This window comes from Streptomyces sp. NBC_01428 (genome assembly GCF_036231965.1).
In the GTDB taxonomy this organism is placed as follows: domain Bacteria; phylum Actinomycetota; class Actinomycetes; order Streptomycetales; family Streptomycetaceae; genus Streptomyces.
This window is the reverse complement of record NZ_CP109499.1, coordinates 7,744,291-7,758,961: the sequence shown is the minus strand read 5'-3', so window position 1 is coordinate 7,758,961 and position 14,671 is coordinate 7,744,291. Positions and strand designations below refer to the sequence as shown.

The 14,671-nt window shown below is 71.6% G+C and carries 16 protein-coding genes; 10 read left to right on the top strand and 6 right to left on the bottom strand.

The features are described from left to right. Window positions 1-12: 12 nt before the first annotated feature. Window positions 13-252, top strand: a complete 240-nt coding sequence (locus OG406_RS33745) for a DUF6213 family protein (RefSeq protein WP_081223106.1) — start codon at window positions 13-15, stop codon at window positions 250-252. A 96-nt stretch (window positions 253-348) separates the two neighbouring features. Here the strand turns inward: OG406_RS33745 and OG406_RS33740 are convergent, their stop codons facing one another. Further along, window positions 349-1,575: an acyl-CoA dehydrogenase family protein gene (locus OG406_RS33740; protein ID WP_164374732.1), complete on the bottom strand. Its 1,227-nt coding sequence runs from the start codon at window positions 1,573-1,575 to the stop codon at window positions 349-351. 170 nt (window positions 1,576-1,745) lie between these two features. On the opposite strand from OG406_RS33740, the gene OG406_RS33735 reads away from it, so the two are divergent. Next, window positions 1,746-2,390 (top strand): TetR family transcriptional regulator, encoded by a 645-nt coding sequence (locus OG406_RS33735; protein WP_081223108.1) that lies wholly within the window; start codon window positions 1,746-1,748, stop codon window positions 2,388-2,390. Between the two features lie 7 nt (window positions 2,391-2,397). Here OG406_RS33735 and def read toward each other — a convergent pair whose 3' ends face one another. Next, window positions 2,398-2,937, bottom strand: coding sequence for a peptide deformylase (gene def / locus OG406_RS33730; RefSeq protein WP_329189385.1), 540 nt, complete (start codon window positions 2,935-2,937; stop codon window positions 2,398-2,400). Window positions 2,938-3,091: 154 nt separating this feature from the next. On the opposite strand from def, the gene OG406_RS33725 reads away from it, so the two are divergent. The 5 genes from OG406_RS33725 (at window position 3,092) to OG406_RS33705 (ending at window position 7,723) form a co-directional block, all read left to right on the top strand. Next, window positions 3,092-4,330: a MurT ligase domain-containing protein gene (locus tag OG406_RS33725; RefSeq protein ID WP_081223110.1), complete on the top strand. Its 1,239-nt coding sequence runs from the start codon at window positions 3,092-3,094 to the stop codon at window positions 4,328-4,330. A gap of 19 nt (window positions 4,331-4,349) precedes the next feature. Continuing rightward, entirely contained in the window at window positions 4,350-5,078 is a 729-nt protein-coding gene (locus OG406_RS33720) for a type 1 glutamine amidotransferase (protein ID WP_081223111.1), read from the top strand. Between the two features lie 256 nt (window positions 5,079-5,334). Then, complete coding sequence (locus OG406_RS33715) at window positions 5,335-6,360, top strand: 6-phosphofructokinase (RefSeq protein WP_081223112.1); 1,026 nt, start codon at window positions 5,335-5,337, stop codon at window positions 6,358-6,360. Window positions 6,361-6,499: 139 nt separating this feature from the next. Continuing rightward, window positions 6,500-7,453: a cytochrome c oxidase assembly protein gene (locus tag OG406_RS33710; protein ID WP_164374735.1), complete on the top strand. Its 954-nt coding sequence runs from the start codon at window positions 6,500-6,502 to the stop codon at window positions 7,451-7,453. 114 nt (window positions 7,454-7,567) lie between these two features. Continuing rightward, window positions 7,568-7,723 carry a hypothetical protein gene (locus OG406_RS33705; protein ID WP_107482888.1) on the top strand — a complete coding sequence of 52 codons (156 nt, stop codon included), beginning with the start codon at window positions 7,568-7,570 and terminating at the stop codon, window positions 7,721-7,723. Between the two features lie 36 nt (window positions 7,724-7,759). Here the strand turns inward: OG406_RS33705 and OG406_RS33700 are convergent, their stop codons facing one another. From OG406_RS33700 to OG406_RS33685, 4 genes are read right to left on the bottom strand one after another with little or no spacing between them, the layout of a single operon-like run. After that, on the bottom strand, window positions 7,760-8,965 hold the full coding sequence (locus tag OG406_RS33700; protein WP_081223114.1) for a sensor histidine kinase: 1,206 nt from the start codon (window positions 8,963-8,965) through the stop codon (window positions 7,760-7,762). Then, window positions 8,962-10,674 (bottom strand): sodium/solute symporter, encoded by a 1,713-nt coding sequence (locus OG406_RS33695; protein ID WP_266611707.1) that lies wholly within the window; start codon window positions 10,672-10,674, stop codon window positions 8,962-8,964. Before OG406_RS33695 ends, OG406_RS33700 begins: the two co-directional genes overlap by 4 nt. 3 nt (window positions 10,675-10,677) lie before the next feature. Next, entirely contained in the window at window positions 10,678-11,037 is a 360-nt protein-coding gene (locus OG406_RS33690) for a hypothetical protein (RefSeq protein ID WP_164374737.1), read from the bottom strand. 10 nt (window positions 11,038-11,047) lie between these two features. Then, window positions 11,048-11,803: a LytR/AlgR family response regulator transcription factor gene (locus OG406_RS33685; protein WP_164374738.1), complete on the bottom strand. Its 756-nt coding sequence runs from the start codon at window positions 11,801-11,803 to the stop codon at window positions 11,048-11,050. Between the two features lie 98 nt (window positions 11,804-11,901). Here OG406_RS33685 and OG406_RS33680 point away from each other — a divergent pair, with 98 nt between their 5' ends. The 3 genes from OG406_RS33680 (at window position 11,902) to rocD (ending at window position 14,590) form a co-directional block, all read left to right on the top strand. Further along, a complete protein-coding gene (locus OG406_RS33680; protein WP_164374739.1) occupies window positions 11,902-12,405 on the top strand; it encodes an Lrp/AsnC family transcriptional regulator in 504 nt (167 codons plus the stop codon). Window positions 12,406-12,530: 125 nt separating this feature from the next. Beyond that, on the top strand, window positions 12,531-13,343 hold the full coding sequence (gene ddaH / locus OG406_RS33675) for a dimethylargininase (RefSeq protein ID WP_164374740.1): 813 nt from the start codon (window positions 12,531-12,533) through the stop codon (window positions 13,341-13,343). Further along, window positions 13,340-14,590: an ornithine--oxo-acid transaminase gene (rocD, locus tag OG406_RS33670; protein WP_329189380.1), complete on the top strand. Its 1,251-nt coding sequence runs from the start codon at window positions 13,340-13,342 to the stop codon at window positions 14,588-14,590. The genes ddaH and rocD overlap by 4 nt, the downstream gene beginning before the upstream one ends. The last annotated feature ends 81 nt before the right edge of the window (window positions 14,591-14,671 follow it).

Genomic DNA, 14,671 nt, shown 5'->3' with positions numbered 1-14,671 from the left:
ACGATCCCCTCTGTGAACCGCGAAGTGACCCTCCCCCTGATCGTCGACGACCGCGGCACGTTGCAGGTGGCGGCCGCCGACGTCAGCAAGCTGCTGCGCACGGTGGGCGGCCGGTGGCTGCACCTGGTGGAGGCCGGCCAGGACGGGCTCGACGAGGACACGGTGGCCGCGCTCACCATCGAGCTGGCCAAGCTGGCCGACCGGATCGACGTCGCCTGCATCGCGCACAGCAGCGGTCCGACCGGCGACTGACCGCCCGCCCGGACGGCGCGGGCACCGCGGCCCGCCGGACCGTCGCCGGGCGGGCCGTTCCTCGGCCCCCGGCCGCCCGGCCTCCCTCGCCTCCGCCTAGCGGATCGGCATGCCCGACAGCGTCCGGGCGATCACCAGACGCTGGATCTCGCTGGTGCCTTCGAAGATCGTGTAGATCGCGGCGTCGCGGTGCATGCGCTCCACCGGGTACTCCCGGGTGTAGCCGTTGCCCCCGAGGATCTGGATCGCCTGGCCGGTGACCTTCTTCGCCGTCTCGCTGGCGAACAGCTTCGACATCGAGCCCTCGGCGGCGGTGAACCGCTTGCCGTTGATCGCCATCCAGGACGCCCGCCACACCAGCAGCCGCGCGGCGTCGATCGACGTGCGCATGTCGGCGAGCTGGAAGGCGACGCCCTGGTTGTCGATGATCGGGCGGCCGAACTGCTCGCGCGTCTTGGCGTAGTCGAGGGCGACCTCGTACGCGGCCCGGGCGGTGCCGACGGCCATCGCGCCGACGGCGGGACGGCTGGCCTCGAAGGTGGCCATCGCCGCGTTCTTCACCCGCTCGCCGCCCGTCCTGGCCCGCTCACGCGCCCGGGCGAGACGCTCGTCGAGCTTGTCCTTGCCGCCGAGCAGGCAGGAGCCGGGGATCCGCACGTTCTCCAGGACGACCTCGGCGGTGTGCGAGGCGCGGATGCCGTGCTTCTTGAACTTCTGGCCCTGGGAGAGGCCGGGGGTGCCGGGCGGCACGATGAAGGAGGCGTGGCCCTTGGAGCCGAGCTCGGGGTCGACGGCCGCGACGACGACGTGGACGTTGGCGATACCGCCGTTGGTCGCCCAGGTCTTCGTGCCGTTCAGGACCCACTCGTCCTTGGCCTCGTCGTAGACGGCGCGCGTGCGCAGCGAGGCGACGTCGGAGCCCGCGTCGGGCTCGGAGGAGCAGAAGGCCGCGACCTTGACGTCGTTGGCGTCGCCGTACATCTGGGGTATCCAGGTGCCGATCTGCTCCTCGGTGCCGTTGGCGAGGACGCCCACGGCGGCGAGGCCGGTGCCGACGATGGACAGGGCGATGCCGGCGTCGCCCCAGAACAGCTCCTCCATGGCCATGGGGATGCCGAGACCGGTGGGGTCGAAGTACTGCTGGGCGTAGAAGTCCAGGGAGTAGATGCCGACCTTCGCGGCCTCCTGGATGACCGGCCAGGGAGTCTCTTCGCGCTCGTCCCATTCGGCGGCCGCGGGGCGGATGACATCGGCGGCGAAGCCGTGCAGCCAGTCCCGGACCTCCTTCTGTTCGTCGTTGAGCTCCATGGTGAACTCGGCCATGTCCCCTCCAGCGCTGCACTGATATGTTACTTGCGGTAACTCCGAGTCTGTTACCGCTCAGTAGGAAAAGTCAACTCCCGGGTCCGGCTCGGCAGCCCGTTCGATCCCCGTGCGCCGAACAGTGTTAGTTTGCGCAGGCGTCACCGAATCACCACGGGTGGGGAGAGCACATGGACACCACACAGCGGACCGACCAGCAGAGGTCCGCGGACCGCCGCCGGCGCGAGCTGCTGGAGGCCGCGGACAGAGTGGTGCTCCGCGACGGCCCCGGGGCCTCCATGAACGCCATCGCCGCCGAGGCCGGCATCACCAAGCCCATCCTGTACCGCCACTTCGGCGACAAGGGCGGCCTGTACGCCGCGCTCGCCAAGCGGCACACGGACGCGCTCCTCGGAGCGCTGCGGGCGGCACTGGACGCTCCGGCCGGCCGGCGTGAGCGCGTCGAGGCGACGCTCGACACCTACCTGGCGGCCATCGAGGCCCGCCCCCAGGTGTACCGCTTCCTCATGCATCCGTCGGAGGGCGGCCAGCCGGGCGACCCGGGCTTCGATGTCGGCAAGTACTCCGCGCCGGTGCTGCGCCGCATGGGCGAGGAACTGGCCGAGGTCATCGAGGAGCGGGTGGACCTCGGTCCCGGCAGCCAGCAGCTCGCGCGGGTCTGGGGCCACGGGATCGTCGGCATGATGCACGCGGCCGGCGACTGGTGGCTCGGCGAACGGCCCTGCACGCGCGCCGAGTTGGTGCGCAGCCTGGCCGACCTGCTGTGGGGCCGGCTCGCCGCCGCGGGCGACCGCGTGGGCGGCCCCGGCTTCTGACTCCGCCTCACCCGCCCCAGGACGCCCGGCCCACCTGACGCAGGATCCGCTTCCTGCGCCATCCGGTGAGCCGGTCGGCGTACACCAGGCCGTCGAGGTGGTCGCACTCGTGCTGGAGGCAGCGGGCGAACCAGCCGGTGCCCTCGACGGTCACGGGCTCGCCGGTGAGCGTGACCCCCTCGACAACGGCACGGTCGAAGCGCTCGGTGCCGGCCTCCAGACCCGGCAGCGAGAGGCAGCCCTCGGGCCCGCGCAGCACCACACCGTCCGCCGCGACGAGCCGAGGATTCACCACATACCCGACATGGCGGACATCGTCGTCGTCGGGACAGTCGTATACGAAGACGCGGAGTCCCAGGCCGATCTGGTTCGCGGCGAGACCGACGCCCTCGGCCGCGTACATCGTCGCGAACATGTCCTCGACGAGGGACGCGAGTTGGGGACCGAAGTCGGTGATCTCCGCGCAGGCCGTGCGCAGCACGGGGTCGCCGAGCAGAGTGAGGGGCCGGACGCGCCCGTGGGTGCCCGGGATGGAGCTCTGTCGCATGGCGGCAAGGGTACGGTCCTGGGAGGCGCGCGCATGTCGCGCGGGCACCCAGGTGGTGCCGCGATTCGGGCACGTGAGTGGATCTCGATAGGCTGAGGCCCACACGGTGCCGGGGGCAGGGGCGCGGCGCGTACGCAAGGAGGATCGAGAAACGATGTCAGGCAACTCGGACCCGCTGACGCCGCGGGCCAAGCTGGCCGTGACGGCGGGCAAGGCGGCGGCGGCCGTCTCGCGAGCCGCCGGACGCGGCAGCGGATCGGTGATCGGCGGCCGGGTGGCTCTCAAGCTCGACCCCGACCTGCTGGCGAGGCTGGCCACGCACCTGGACGTGATCCTGGTGTCGGCGACCAACGGCAAGACCACCACGACCCGGCTGATCGCGGAGGCACTGGGCGCCGCGGGCCCGGTCGTGTCCAACGCGCTCGGCGCCAACATGCCCGCGGGCATCACCTCGGCGCTCGCCGGTGGTTCGGACGCCAAGTTCGCGGTCATCGAGGTCGACGAGAAGTACCTCTCGGGCGTGGCCCGGGACACGGACCCGAAGTGCATCGCGCTGCTGAACCTCTCGCGCGACCAGCTCGACCGGGCCGCCGAGACCCGGATGATGGCCGAGCACTGGCGTGAGGGGCTCGCCGGTTCCAAGGCCGTCGTGGTCGCCAACGCGGACGACCCGCTGGTCGTCTGGGCCGCCTCCTCCTCGCCGAACGTCATGTGGGTGGCGGCCGGTCAGATGTGGAAGGACGACGCCTGGTCCTGCCCGTCCTGCGGCGGTGTGATGCAGCGCCCCGGCGACGACTGGTTCTGCGGGGACTGCGGTTTCCGCCGGCCGACGCCGACCTGGGCCCTGTCCGGGGACCACGTGCTCGACCCGCACGGCTCCGCCTGGCCGATCCACCTCCAGCTGCCGGGCCGTGCCAACAAGGCGAACGCCGCCTCGTCGGCCGCCGTCGCCGCCGTCTTCGGGGTGCCCCCGCAGGTGGCCCTGGAGCGCATGTACCAGGTGCAGGCCGTCGCCGGACGCTACGACGTGGTGCAGTTCATGCAGCGCGACCTGCGTCTGCTGCTCGCCAAGAACCCGGCGGGCTGGCTGGAGACGTTCTCGCTGATCGACCCGCCGCCGACCCCGGTCATCCTGTCGGTGAACGCGCGCGGCGCCGACGGCACGGACACGTCCTGGCTGTGGGACGTCGACTACACCCGCCTGACCGGGCACCCGATCTTCGTCCTCGGCGACCGCAAGCTGGACCTCGCCGTACGCCTCGAAGTCGCCAACCAGCAGTTCCAGGTATGCGAGAACCTCGACCAGGCCGTGCAGATGGCTCCGCCCGGACGCATCGAGGTCATCGCCAACTACACCGCTTTCCAGGACTTGAGGCGTCGTGTCGGCAACTGAGCCACGGAGGACGAAGAGAATGAGTGACAACAGCCTGCGTCTGGTGTGGATCTATCCGGACCTGCTGAGCACCTACGGCGACCAGGGCAACGCCCTCGTCGTGGAGCGCAGGGCCCGCCAGCGCGGCCTCGACGTGGCCCGTCTCGACGTGCGCAGCGACCAGCCGATCCCCACCTCCGGTGACATCTACCTCATCGGCGGCGGCGAGGACCGTCCGCAGCGGCTCGCGGCGGAGCGGCTGCGCCGCGACGGCGGTCTGCACCGCGCGGTGGGCAACGGCGCGATCGTCTTCTCGGTGTGCGCCGGCTACCAGATCCTCGGGCACGAGTTCATCAACGACCTCGGCCAGCGCGAGCCGGGCCTCGGCCTGCTCGACGTGGTCTCCACCCGGGGCGAGGGCGAGCGGTGCGTCGGCGACGTGCTCGCGGACATCGACCCGCGGCTCGGCCTGCCCCAGCTGACCGGCTTCGAGAACCACCAGGGCGTCACCCACCTCGGCCCCACGGCCCGCCCGTTCGCGAACGTGCGGCTCGGCAAGGGCAACGGCACGGGGGACGGCACGGAGGGCGCGTACAACGACACCGTGTTCGGTACGTACATGCACGGGCCCGTCCTCGCGCGCAATCCGCTGATCGCCGACCTGCTGCTGAAGCTGGCGCTCGACGTGAACGCGCTGCCGCCGATCGACGACCGCTGGTACGAGGCGCTGCGCTCCGAGCGCATCGCGGCGGCCACCCAGCCCGCCTAGGCGCACCGGCCCGCCGGACGGCGGGCCGGCCGAGAGGAACCGTTCCGTGGAGGAACGGTTCCTCTCGGCGTTTCCGGGGCTGTGGGGCCGGCGCCGTCCCGGGGCCCGTCTGACACGGCTCCCGCACAGGTGAGCGGGCACGTCCAGCTGGCGGACGCACGGTGCGGTTCCGCCCCCTCCCGCCGGTAGGGTGGCGGGAATCCTGCCGGACAACGTGGTCCGGTCCCCGGACCACGTTGAGAAGGTATTTCGGGCTATGCGCATTGGTGTCCTCACGTCCGGCGGCGACTGCCCCGGCCTGAACGCCGTCATCCGGTCCGTCGTACACCGTGCCGTCGTCGACCACGGCGACGAGGTCATCGGCTTCCGCGACGGCTGGAAGGGACTGCTGGAGTGCGACTACCTCAAGCTCGACCTCGACGCGGTGAGCGGCATCCTGGCTCGCGGCGGCACCATGCTCGGCTCCTCCCGGGTCCAGCCCGCGCATCTGCGTGACGGTGTGGAGCGGGCCCGCGGGCACGTCGAGGAGCTCGGGCTCGACGCGATCATCCCGATCGGCGGCGAGGGCACGCTCAAGGCCGCCCGGCTGCTGTCGGACGCCGGCCTGCCGATCGTCGGCGTACCAAAGACCATCGACAACGACATCGCCGTCACGGACGTCACCTTCGGCTTCGACACGGCCGTCGGTGTCGCGACCGAGGCCCTCGACCGGCTGAAGACCACCGCCGAGTCGCACCAGCGTGTGCTGATCGTGGAGGTCATGGGCCGCCACACCGGCTGGATCGCGCTGCACTCCGGCATGGCGGCGGGCGCGCACGCCATCGTCGTACCGGAACGGCCCTTCGACATCGAGGAGCTGGCCGCGAAGGTCGGCGAACGGTTCGCGGCCGGCAAGCGCTTCGCCATCGTCGTCGCCGCCGAGGGCGCCAAGCCCCGCGAGGGCTCCATGGAGTACGACGAGGGCGGCAAGGACGTCTACGGCCACGAGCGCTTCGCGGGTATCGCCCGGCAGCTCTCCATCGAGCTGGAGGAGCGGCTCGGCAAGGAGGCCCGGCCGGTCATCCTCGGACACGTGCAGCGCGGCGGCACGCCGACGGCCTACGACCGCGTCCTCGCGACCCGGTTCGGCTGGCACGCGGTGGAGGCCGTGCACCGCGGCGAGTTCGGGAACATGACCGCGCTGCGCGGGACCGACATCGTGATGGTGTCGCTCGCGGAGGCGGTGGAGACCCTCAAGACGGTCCCCGACGAGCGCTACGCCGAGGCGGAGTGCGTGCTCTGAGACGTACCCATCTGGAACTGCCCCCGGTCGCGAGCGCGGCCGGGGGCAGTTCTAGTCTGGTGCGGACAGACAGCGCACAACCCTCCCGCAGTGCCGTAAAAGGACCCTGGGAGGCACCCCCAGAAACAGGAGCCGGTGGATGGATCACAGCGGGCACGGCATGACCATGGATCTGCCGCCGTTCACGCTGGGACGGGGGCTCACGTGGTCCACGGACCCGTTCTTCCTCGTCGCGTGTCTGCTCGGGCTCGCACTGTACGGCTGGGGCGTGGTGCGACTGGCGCGGCGCGGGGACAGCTGGTCGTGGGGCCGGACCGTCTCCTTCGTCATCGGTGTGCTGACCGTCCTGCTCATGATGTGCACCCGGCTGAACGACTACGGCATGGTCATGTTCAGCGTGCACATGGTGCAGCACATGGTCATCAGCATGCTGTCGCCGATCCTGATCCTGCTCGGCGCTCCGATCACGCTGGCCCTTCGGGCACTGCCGGTGGCGGCGAAGCGCGGCAGCAAGGGGCCGCGTGAACTGCTGCTGATGTTCCTGCACAGCCGGTTCATGCGGATCATCACCCACCCCGCGTTCACCATCCCGCTGTTCATCGCGAGCCTGTACGCGCTGTACTTCTCCCCGATCTTCGACTTCCTGATGGGCTCCAGGACGGGCCACATCGCGATGATGTGCCACTTCCTCGCGGTCGGGCTGGTGTTCTTCTGGCCGATCATGGGCGTCGACCCCGGCCCGCACCGTCCGGGTTATCTGATGCGGATGCTGGAGCTGTTCGCGGGCATGCCGTTCCACGCGTTCTTCGGCATCGCGCTGATGATGGCCTCGCAGCCGATGGTCGAGACGTACGAGAACCCGCCCGCCTCCCTCCGTATCGACGCGCTCGCCGACCAGACCGCCGCGGGCGGGATCGCCTGGGCGTTCAGCGAGATCCCCTCCGTGCTCGTGCTGCTCGCCCTGCTCTTCCAGTGGTACGGCTCCGAGCAGCGGCAGGCCAAGCGCCAGGACCGGGCCGCGGACCGTGACGGTGACAAGGAGCTGGAGGCGTACAACGCCTATCTGGCCTCGCTCGACGCACGCAGTCGCTGACCGGCGCCGGGCGCGGGAAGGCCTCCCGCCCCTGGCGAACCGCGTCCCTCCGGGTGAAAATGGCACCGAAGGCCACGGTCCGCGCTGCGGACCCGCCTGGAGGAGGGTGTCACGATGCCCGGTACGACGAAGACGATGGGGGTGCTCACCGTGGGCGGGCTCGTCATGGTGACGGCCTACACGGTGGCACTGGGCAGCAACGGCTGGCTGTGGTTCGGCTGGGTCGTGCTCGGTCTGATCACGCTGGGGATGGTGGTCTCCCACGCCTGACCCCGGCGCGGCGCACCCGGCCCCCGTGCGTCCCGGTCACTGCCGGGCGCGCCGGGCCGCCGAGTGGACGCCCGGCTGGTACTTGGGCAGCCTCGCGGTGATCTTCATGCCCGCGCCCTCGGCGGTCTCGATGACCAGGCCGTGGTCGTCGCCGTAGACCTGCCGCAGCCGCTCGTCGACGTTGGAGAGGCCGATCCCGCCGGAGGGCCCGACCTCGCCGGACAGGATGCGGCGCAACCGGTCGGGGTCCATGCCGACCCCGTTGTCCTCGATGACGACGAGGGCCTCGGCTCCCGCGTCCTGGGCCGTGATGCTGATGTGGCTCTTGTCGGTCTTGCCCTCCAGACCGTGCTTGACGGCGTTCTCCACCAGCGGCTGGAGACAGAGGAAGGGCAGCGCCACCGGCAGCACCTCGGGCGCGATCTGCAGGGTGACGGAGAGCCGCTCGCCGAAGCGGGCCCGGACGAGCGCCAGGTAGTGGTCGATCGCGTGGAGCTCGTCCGCGAGCGTGGTGAAGTCGCCGTGCCGGCGGAACGAGTAGCGGGTGAAGTCGGCGAACTCCAGGAGCAGCTCGCGGGCGCGCTCCGGGTCGGTGCGCACGAACGAGGCGATCACCGCGAGCGAGTTGAAGATGAAGTGCGGGGATATCTGGGCGCGCAGGGCCCTGATCTCGGCCTCGATGAGCCGGGTCCGGGACTGGTCGAGGTCGGCCAGCTCCAGCTGGACGGAGACCCAGCGCGCGACCTCGCCGGCCGCGCGCACGAGGACGGCCGACTCGCGGGGCGCGCAGACGACGAGCGCTCCGTGCACCCGTTCCTCGACGGTGAGCGGGGCGACGACGGCCCAGCGGAGCGTGCAGGCGGGTTCCTCGCAGTGCAGCCGGAAGGCCTCGCCGCGGCCGGTGTCCAGCGGGCCGCCGAGCCGTTCCATGATCTCCGCGCGGTGGTGGGAACCGACGCCGTCCCAGGCGAGGACCGTCTCCTGGTCGGTGAGGCAGAGCGCGTCGGTGCCGAGCAGGGTGCGCAGCCGCCGCGCGGAGCGGCGGGCCGTCTCCTCCGTGAGACCGGCGCGCAGCGGCGGCGCGGCGAGCGAGGCGGTGTGCAGGGTCTGGAAGGTGGCGTGCTCGACGGGCGTACCGAGGCCGCCGAGGTTCTGCGGCCGGGCGGTGCGTCTGCCGAGCCAGAACCCCGCGGCCAGGAGCGGCAGCGCCGCGACGCAGAGGCCGGCGAGGAACCCGCTCACCGTCCCGCCGCCTCGGTGAGTTCCTCCGGGAGGTGGAAGCGGGCGAGGATCGCGGCCGTCCCCGCCGGTACGCGGGCGGCGGTGGCCAGGGACACGAGCACCATGGTGACGAAGCCGAGCGGCACGGACCAGAGGGCCGGCCAGGCGAGCAGGGCGTGCAGCGAGCCGGAGCGCGGATAGCCGGCCATGGTGGCGCCGACGGCGACGAGGGCGGCGCCGCCGCCGACGAGCATCCCGGCGGCGGCGCCGGGCGGGGTGAGCCGCCGCCACCAGATGCCGAGGACGAGGAGCGGGCAGAACGAGGACGCGGACACGGCGAACGCGAGGCCGACCGCGTCGGCGACGGGCAGCCCGCCGACCAGCACGCTCGCGGCGAGCGGGACGGCCATCGCGAGGACGGTGCCCAGCCGGAAGTGCCGTACGCCGCGGGAGGGCAGCACGTCCTGGGTGAGCACCCCGGCGACCGCCATCGTCAGTCCGGAGGCCGTGGACAGGAACGCGGCGAAGGCTCCGCCCGCGACGAGTGCGCCCAGCAGGTTCCCGCCGGCTCCGCCGAGCATCCGGTCGGGCAGCAGGAGCACGGCGGCGTCCGCGTCGCCGCTGAGGCTGAGTTCGGGGGTGTACAGCCGGCCGAGCGCTCCGTAGACGGGCGGCAGCAGGTAGAAGGCGCCGATGAGGCCGAGTACGGCGACGGTGGTGCGGCGGGCGGCGACCCCGTGCGGGCTCGTGTAGAAGCGGACGACGACGTGGGGCAGGCCCATGGTGCCGAGGAAGGTGGCGAGGATCAGTCCGTACGTCGCGTAGAGGGGGCGTTCCTCGCGTCCGGCCGCGAGCGAGGTCGACATCCCGCCGTTGCTGCCGCGGTCCGCCGCGGGGACCGGGGCGCCGCGGTCGAAGGTCAGCCGGGTGCCGCGCTCGACGTGGTGGGTGCCGGCCGGCAGGCGAAGGCGTGTGGCGTCGTAGCGGTGGCCGTCCACGGTGCCGGTCGCGGTGACGGTGAGCGGCCGGGACAGGGTCAGGTCGACGGTGTCGTCGATCCGGACGAGGCGCTGCTCACGGAAGGTCGGCGGCTCGTCGAAGGCGTGACGGGGCGCGCCGTGCGCCTGCCAGGCGAGGACGAGGAAGAGCGCCGGGACGAGCAGGGCGGTGAGCTTGAGCCAGTACTGGAAGGCCTGCACGAAGGTGATGCTGCGCATACCGCCCGCGGCGACGGTGGCGACCACGACGACGGCCACCAGGACGCCGCCGAACCAGTCGGGCGCGTCCGTCATCACGGCCAGCGTCAGCCCCGCGCCCTGGAGTTGGGGCAGCAGGTACAGCCAGCCGACGCCGACGACGAACGCGCCGGCGAGCCGCCGCACCGCCTGCGATCCGAGGCGCGCCTCCGCGAAGTCCGGCAGCGTGTAGGCGCCGGAGCGGCGCAGCGGTGCCGCGACGAACAGGAGCAGGACGAGGTAGCCCGCGGTGTAGCCGACGGGGTACCAGAGCATGTCGGGTCCCTGGACGAGGACCAGTCCGGCGATGCCGAGGAAGGAGGCGGCGGAGAGGTACTCGCCGCTGATCGCGGCGGCGTTGAGGCGGGGGCCGACGGTGCGGGAGGCGACGTAGAAGTCCGAGGTGGTCCGGGAGATGCGCAGGCCGAAGGCGCCGACGAGGACGGTCGCGACGACGACGAGGGCGACCGCGGGGACGGCGTAGTTCTGGTTCACGGGTCAGCGGTCCTCGACGAGCCGCACGAAGTCGCGCTCGTTGCGTTCGGCCCGCCGGACGTACCAGCGGGCGAGCAGGACCAGCGGCGGGTAGACGCAGAAGCCGAGGACGGCCCACTCCAGACCGGCGCGGTCCGGCATCGCGGCGAAGAACAGCGGCAGCGGCGCGACGAGTAGGACCAGGACGGCGAACACGGCCAGCGCTACCCGGAGTTGACTGCGCATCAGGGATCGGACGTAGGTGTGGCCGAGGGTGGTCTGTTCGTCGATCTCGGTCCGCGGCCGGTAGTAGCCGGACGTCCGGCCGGCGCGCCGGGGTGCTCCGGTGACGACCACGCGGCGTTCGGCGGGATCCTGCGGCACGCCGTCCTCCTCAGCTCGTGGTCCGGCGCAGCAGCAGGTCGCGCAGTTGTCGCGCGTGGCGGCGGCTGACCTGGAGTTCGACGGAGTCGACGAGGACGCTGACGGTGCCCGCGTCCAGGCGGAGTTCGGCTATGTGGCGCAGGGCGACGAGGTGGCGGCGGTGGATGCGGACGAAGCCGCGGGAGCGCCAGCGTTCTTCGAGGGTGGACAGCGGGATGCGCACCAGGTGGCTGCCCTGCGCGGTGTGCAGCCGGGCGTAGTCACCGTGGGCCTCGACGTGGGTGATGTCGTCGACGGCCACGAAGCGGGTGATGCCGCCGAGTTCGACGGACAGGTGGTCGGGGTCGGGTTCGTGGACGGGGATCCGCGGTGCGGTGTCGCGGAGTTGGGCCGCCCGGCGGATCGCCTCGGCGAGCCGTTCGCGCCGTACGGGCTTGAGGACGTAGTCGACGGCCTTGAGGTCGAAGGCCTGGACGGCGAAGCCCTCGTGGGCGGTGACGAACACGACGAGCGGCGGTTGCGCGAACCCGCCGAGCAGCCGGGCCAGGTCGAGTCCGTCGAGGCCCGGCATGTGGATGTCGAGGAAGACGACGTCGATCGCCTCGGGGCCGCCCGGCCCCGACTCCAGGGCGCGGTTGATGCGGCGCAGTGCCTCGGTCGCGTCGCCGGCTCCCTCGGCGCTGCCGATCCGGGGATCGGCGTTGAGGAGGTACAGGAGTTCCTCCAGGGAGGGTTGTTCGTCGTCGACGGCGAGGGCGCGCAGCATGAGAGTGGAGTGTAGGAGCGATTCACGCGGCTGGACACGTGCGGGACGTGGCCGTCGTACCCGGCGGGGTGGTGCCCGCCGCTGGATACAGTGCCGCCATGAACAGCAAGCCCGCGATGTTCGACGACCTCGACCGCAAGATCATCACCGCTCTGATGGCCAACGCCCGGACGAGCTTCGCGGAGATCGGCGCGGCGATCGGGCTGTCCGCCACGGCGGTCAAGCGACGCGTGGACCGGCTGCGCGAGACGGGCGTGATCACCGGATTCACCGCCACGGTGAAACCGGTCGCGCTCGGCTGGCGCACGGAGGCGTACGTCGAGGTGTACTGCGAGGGGGCGGCCCCGCCGCGGCGGCTGGCGGAGGTGGTGCGCAACCATCCGGAGATCACCGCGGCGATGACGGTGACCGGGGGCGCGGACGCGCTGCTGCACGTGCGGGCGGTGGACGTGGAGCACTTCGAGGAGGTGCTGGAGCGCATCCGGGTGGAACCGTTCATCCGGAAGACGATCAGCTACATGGTGCTGTCCCACCTGCTGCCCGAGGCTCCGGAGGCGGGGGCGACCCACGCGGCCCCGGACGACGCAGGAAACGTGCGCTGACCCAGTCGATCACGCAGCGATGGTGCGCGTACACGCAGCTCTCATCGCTTGTCGCCCGTATCCCCCGTTTCCTACCGTTGAGGTATCCACCCAGCCGACACCGCAGGAAGCGGAGGGACCCCTCTGTGCCCGACAGCCGTGTGCCGCGCCCCCGGCGCTTTCTCGTCTGCGAACCCAGACACTTCGCCGTTCAGTACGCGATCAATCCCTGGATGCATCCCGACACCCCCGTGGATGTGGATCTCGCGCGCGACCAGTGGAAGGCGCTGATCAGCGCCTACCGCGCGCACGGCCACTCCGTCGACTCCGTCGAGCCGGTCGTCGGCCTGCCCGACATGGTCTTCGCCGCGAACTCCGCGCTCGTCATCGCGGGCCGGGTCTTCGGCTCGTACTTCCACGCGCCGGAGCGGCGCCCCGAGTCCACCGCCTACGACACCTGGTTCAAGACGGCCGGGTTCGACGTCTACCGTCCCGAGGCGGTCTGCGAGGGCGAGGGCGACCTCGTCCCGACCCGCCACTACGTCCTGGCGGGCACCGGCTTCCGTACGACGCCCGAGGCCCATCGCGAGGTCCAGGAGTTCTTCGGCGTCCCGGTGATCACGCTGCGTCTGACGGACCCGCGGTTCTACCACCTGGACACCGCGCTGTTCGTCCTGGACGACGAGAACATCGCCTACTACCCGGAGGCCTTCTCGCCCGGCAGCCGCGAGGTGCTGGCCCGGCTGTTCCCGGACGCGGTGGTGGCGACCCGCGAGGACGCCTTCGCCTTCGGCCTCAACTCCGTGTCCGACGGCCGCCACGTCTTCATCGCCCCGCGCGCCGAGGCCCTGGCCGGTCAGCTCGACCGGCACGGCTACGTTCCCGTCCCCGTCGACCTCTCGGAGTTCCAGAAGGCCGGCGGCGGCATCAAGTGCTGCACTCAGGAGATCCGTTCATGACCGCTCCCGCCCGTGTGAGTACCCCCGCCGTCGACGGTACGCGCGGCTCCGCCGAACTGATGCGTGCCGAGGCGCCCGTCCTGGCGCACAACTACCACCCGCTGCCCGTGGTCGTCGCGCGCGCCGAGGGGGCCTGGGTCGAGGACGTCGAGGGCCGGCGTTACCTCGACATGCTGGCCGGCTACTCCGCCCTCAACTTCGGTCACCGCAATCCGGTGCTGATCGAGGCGGCGCACCGCCAGCTCGACCGGCTGACCCTCACCTCACGGGCGTTCCACAACGACCGGCTGGCCGGATTCGCCGAGTCGCTGGCCGAGTTGACCGGCCAGGACATGGTGCTGCCGATGAACACCGGCGCGGAGGCGGTGGAGAGCGCCATCAAGCTGGCGCGCAAGTGGGCGTACGAGGTGAAGGGTGTCGAGCCCGGCCGCGCCACGATCGTGGTGGCCGCGGACAACTTCCACGGCCGGACGACCACCATCGTCAGCTTCTCGACGGACGAGACGGCGCGGGCCGGCTTCGGCCCCTTCACGCCCGGTTTCCGGGTCGTGCCGTACAACGACCTGGCCGCGCTGGAGGCGGCGATCGACGAGACCACGGCCGCGGTCCTCATCGAACCCATCCAGGGCGAGGCCGGTGTGGTCATCCCGGACGACGGCTATCTCGCCGGTGTCCGCGACCTCACGCACCGTACCAACTGCCTCTTCGTCGCGGACGAGATCCAGTCGGGCCTCGGCCGGACGGGGACCACCCTGGCGGTGGACCACGAGTCCGTCGTCCCGGACCTGGTGCTGCTCGGCAAGGCCCTGGGCGGCGGCATCGTGCCCGTCTCCGCGGTCGTCGGGCGCCGGGACGTCATGGAGGTGCTGCGGCCCGGCGAGCACGGCTCCACGTTCGGCGGCAACCCGCTCGCCGCCGCGGTCGGCTCCGCGGTGGTCGGCCTGCTGAGGACCGGGGCGCACCAGCGCCGGGCGGCCGCGCTGGGCGTCCTCCTGCGGGACGGTCTGACGACGCTGGTGGGCCGGGGGGTCGTGGGCTTCCGCTCGCGCGGGCTGTGGGCGGGCGTCGACATCGACCCGTCCATCGGCACGGGCCGTGAGATCAGCCAGGCGCTGATGGGCGAGGGGATCCTCGTGAAGGACACCCATGGCTCGACCATCCGTCTGGCACCGCCTCTCACCATCACGGAGGACGAACTCGGGACGGCTCTCGGGGCCCTGGAGAAGGTACTGACGCAAGGGGTCTGATACCGGCCAAGGGGCCACAGAGGGTGACCCCGAAGCGGTTACGCCCGGCGACGGCCGCGCCTACACTGATCGCTCCCCCGG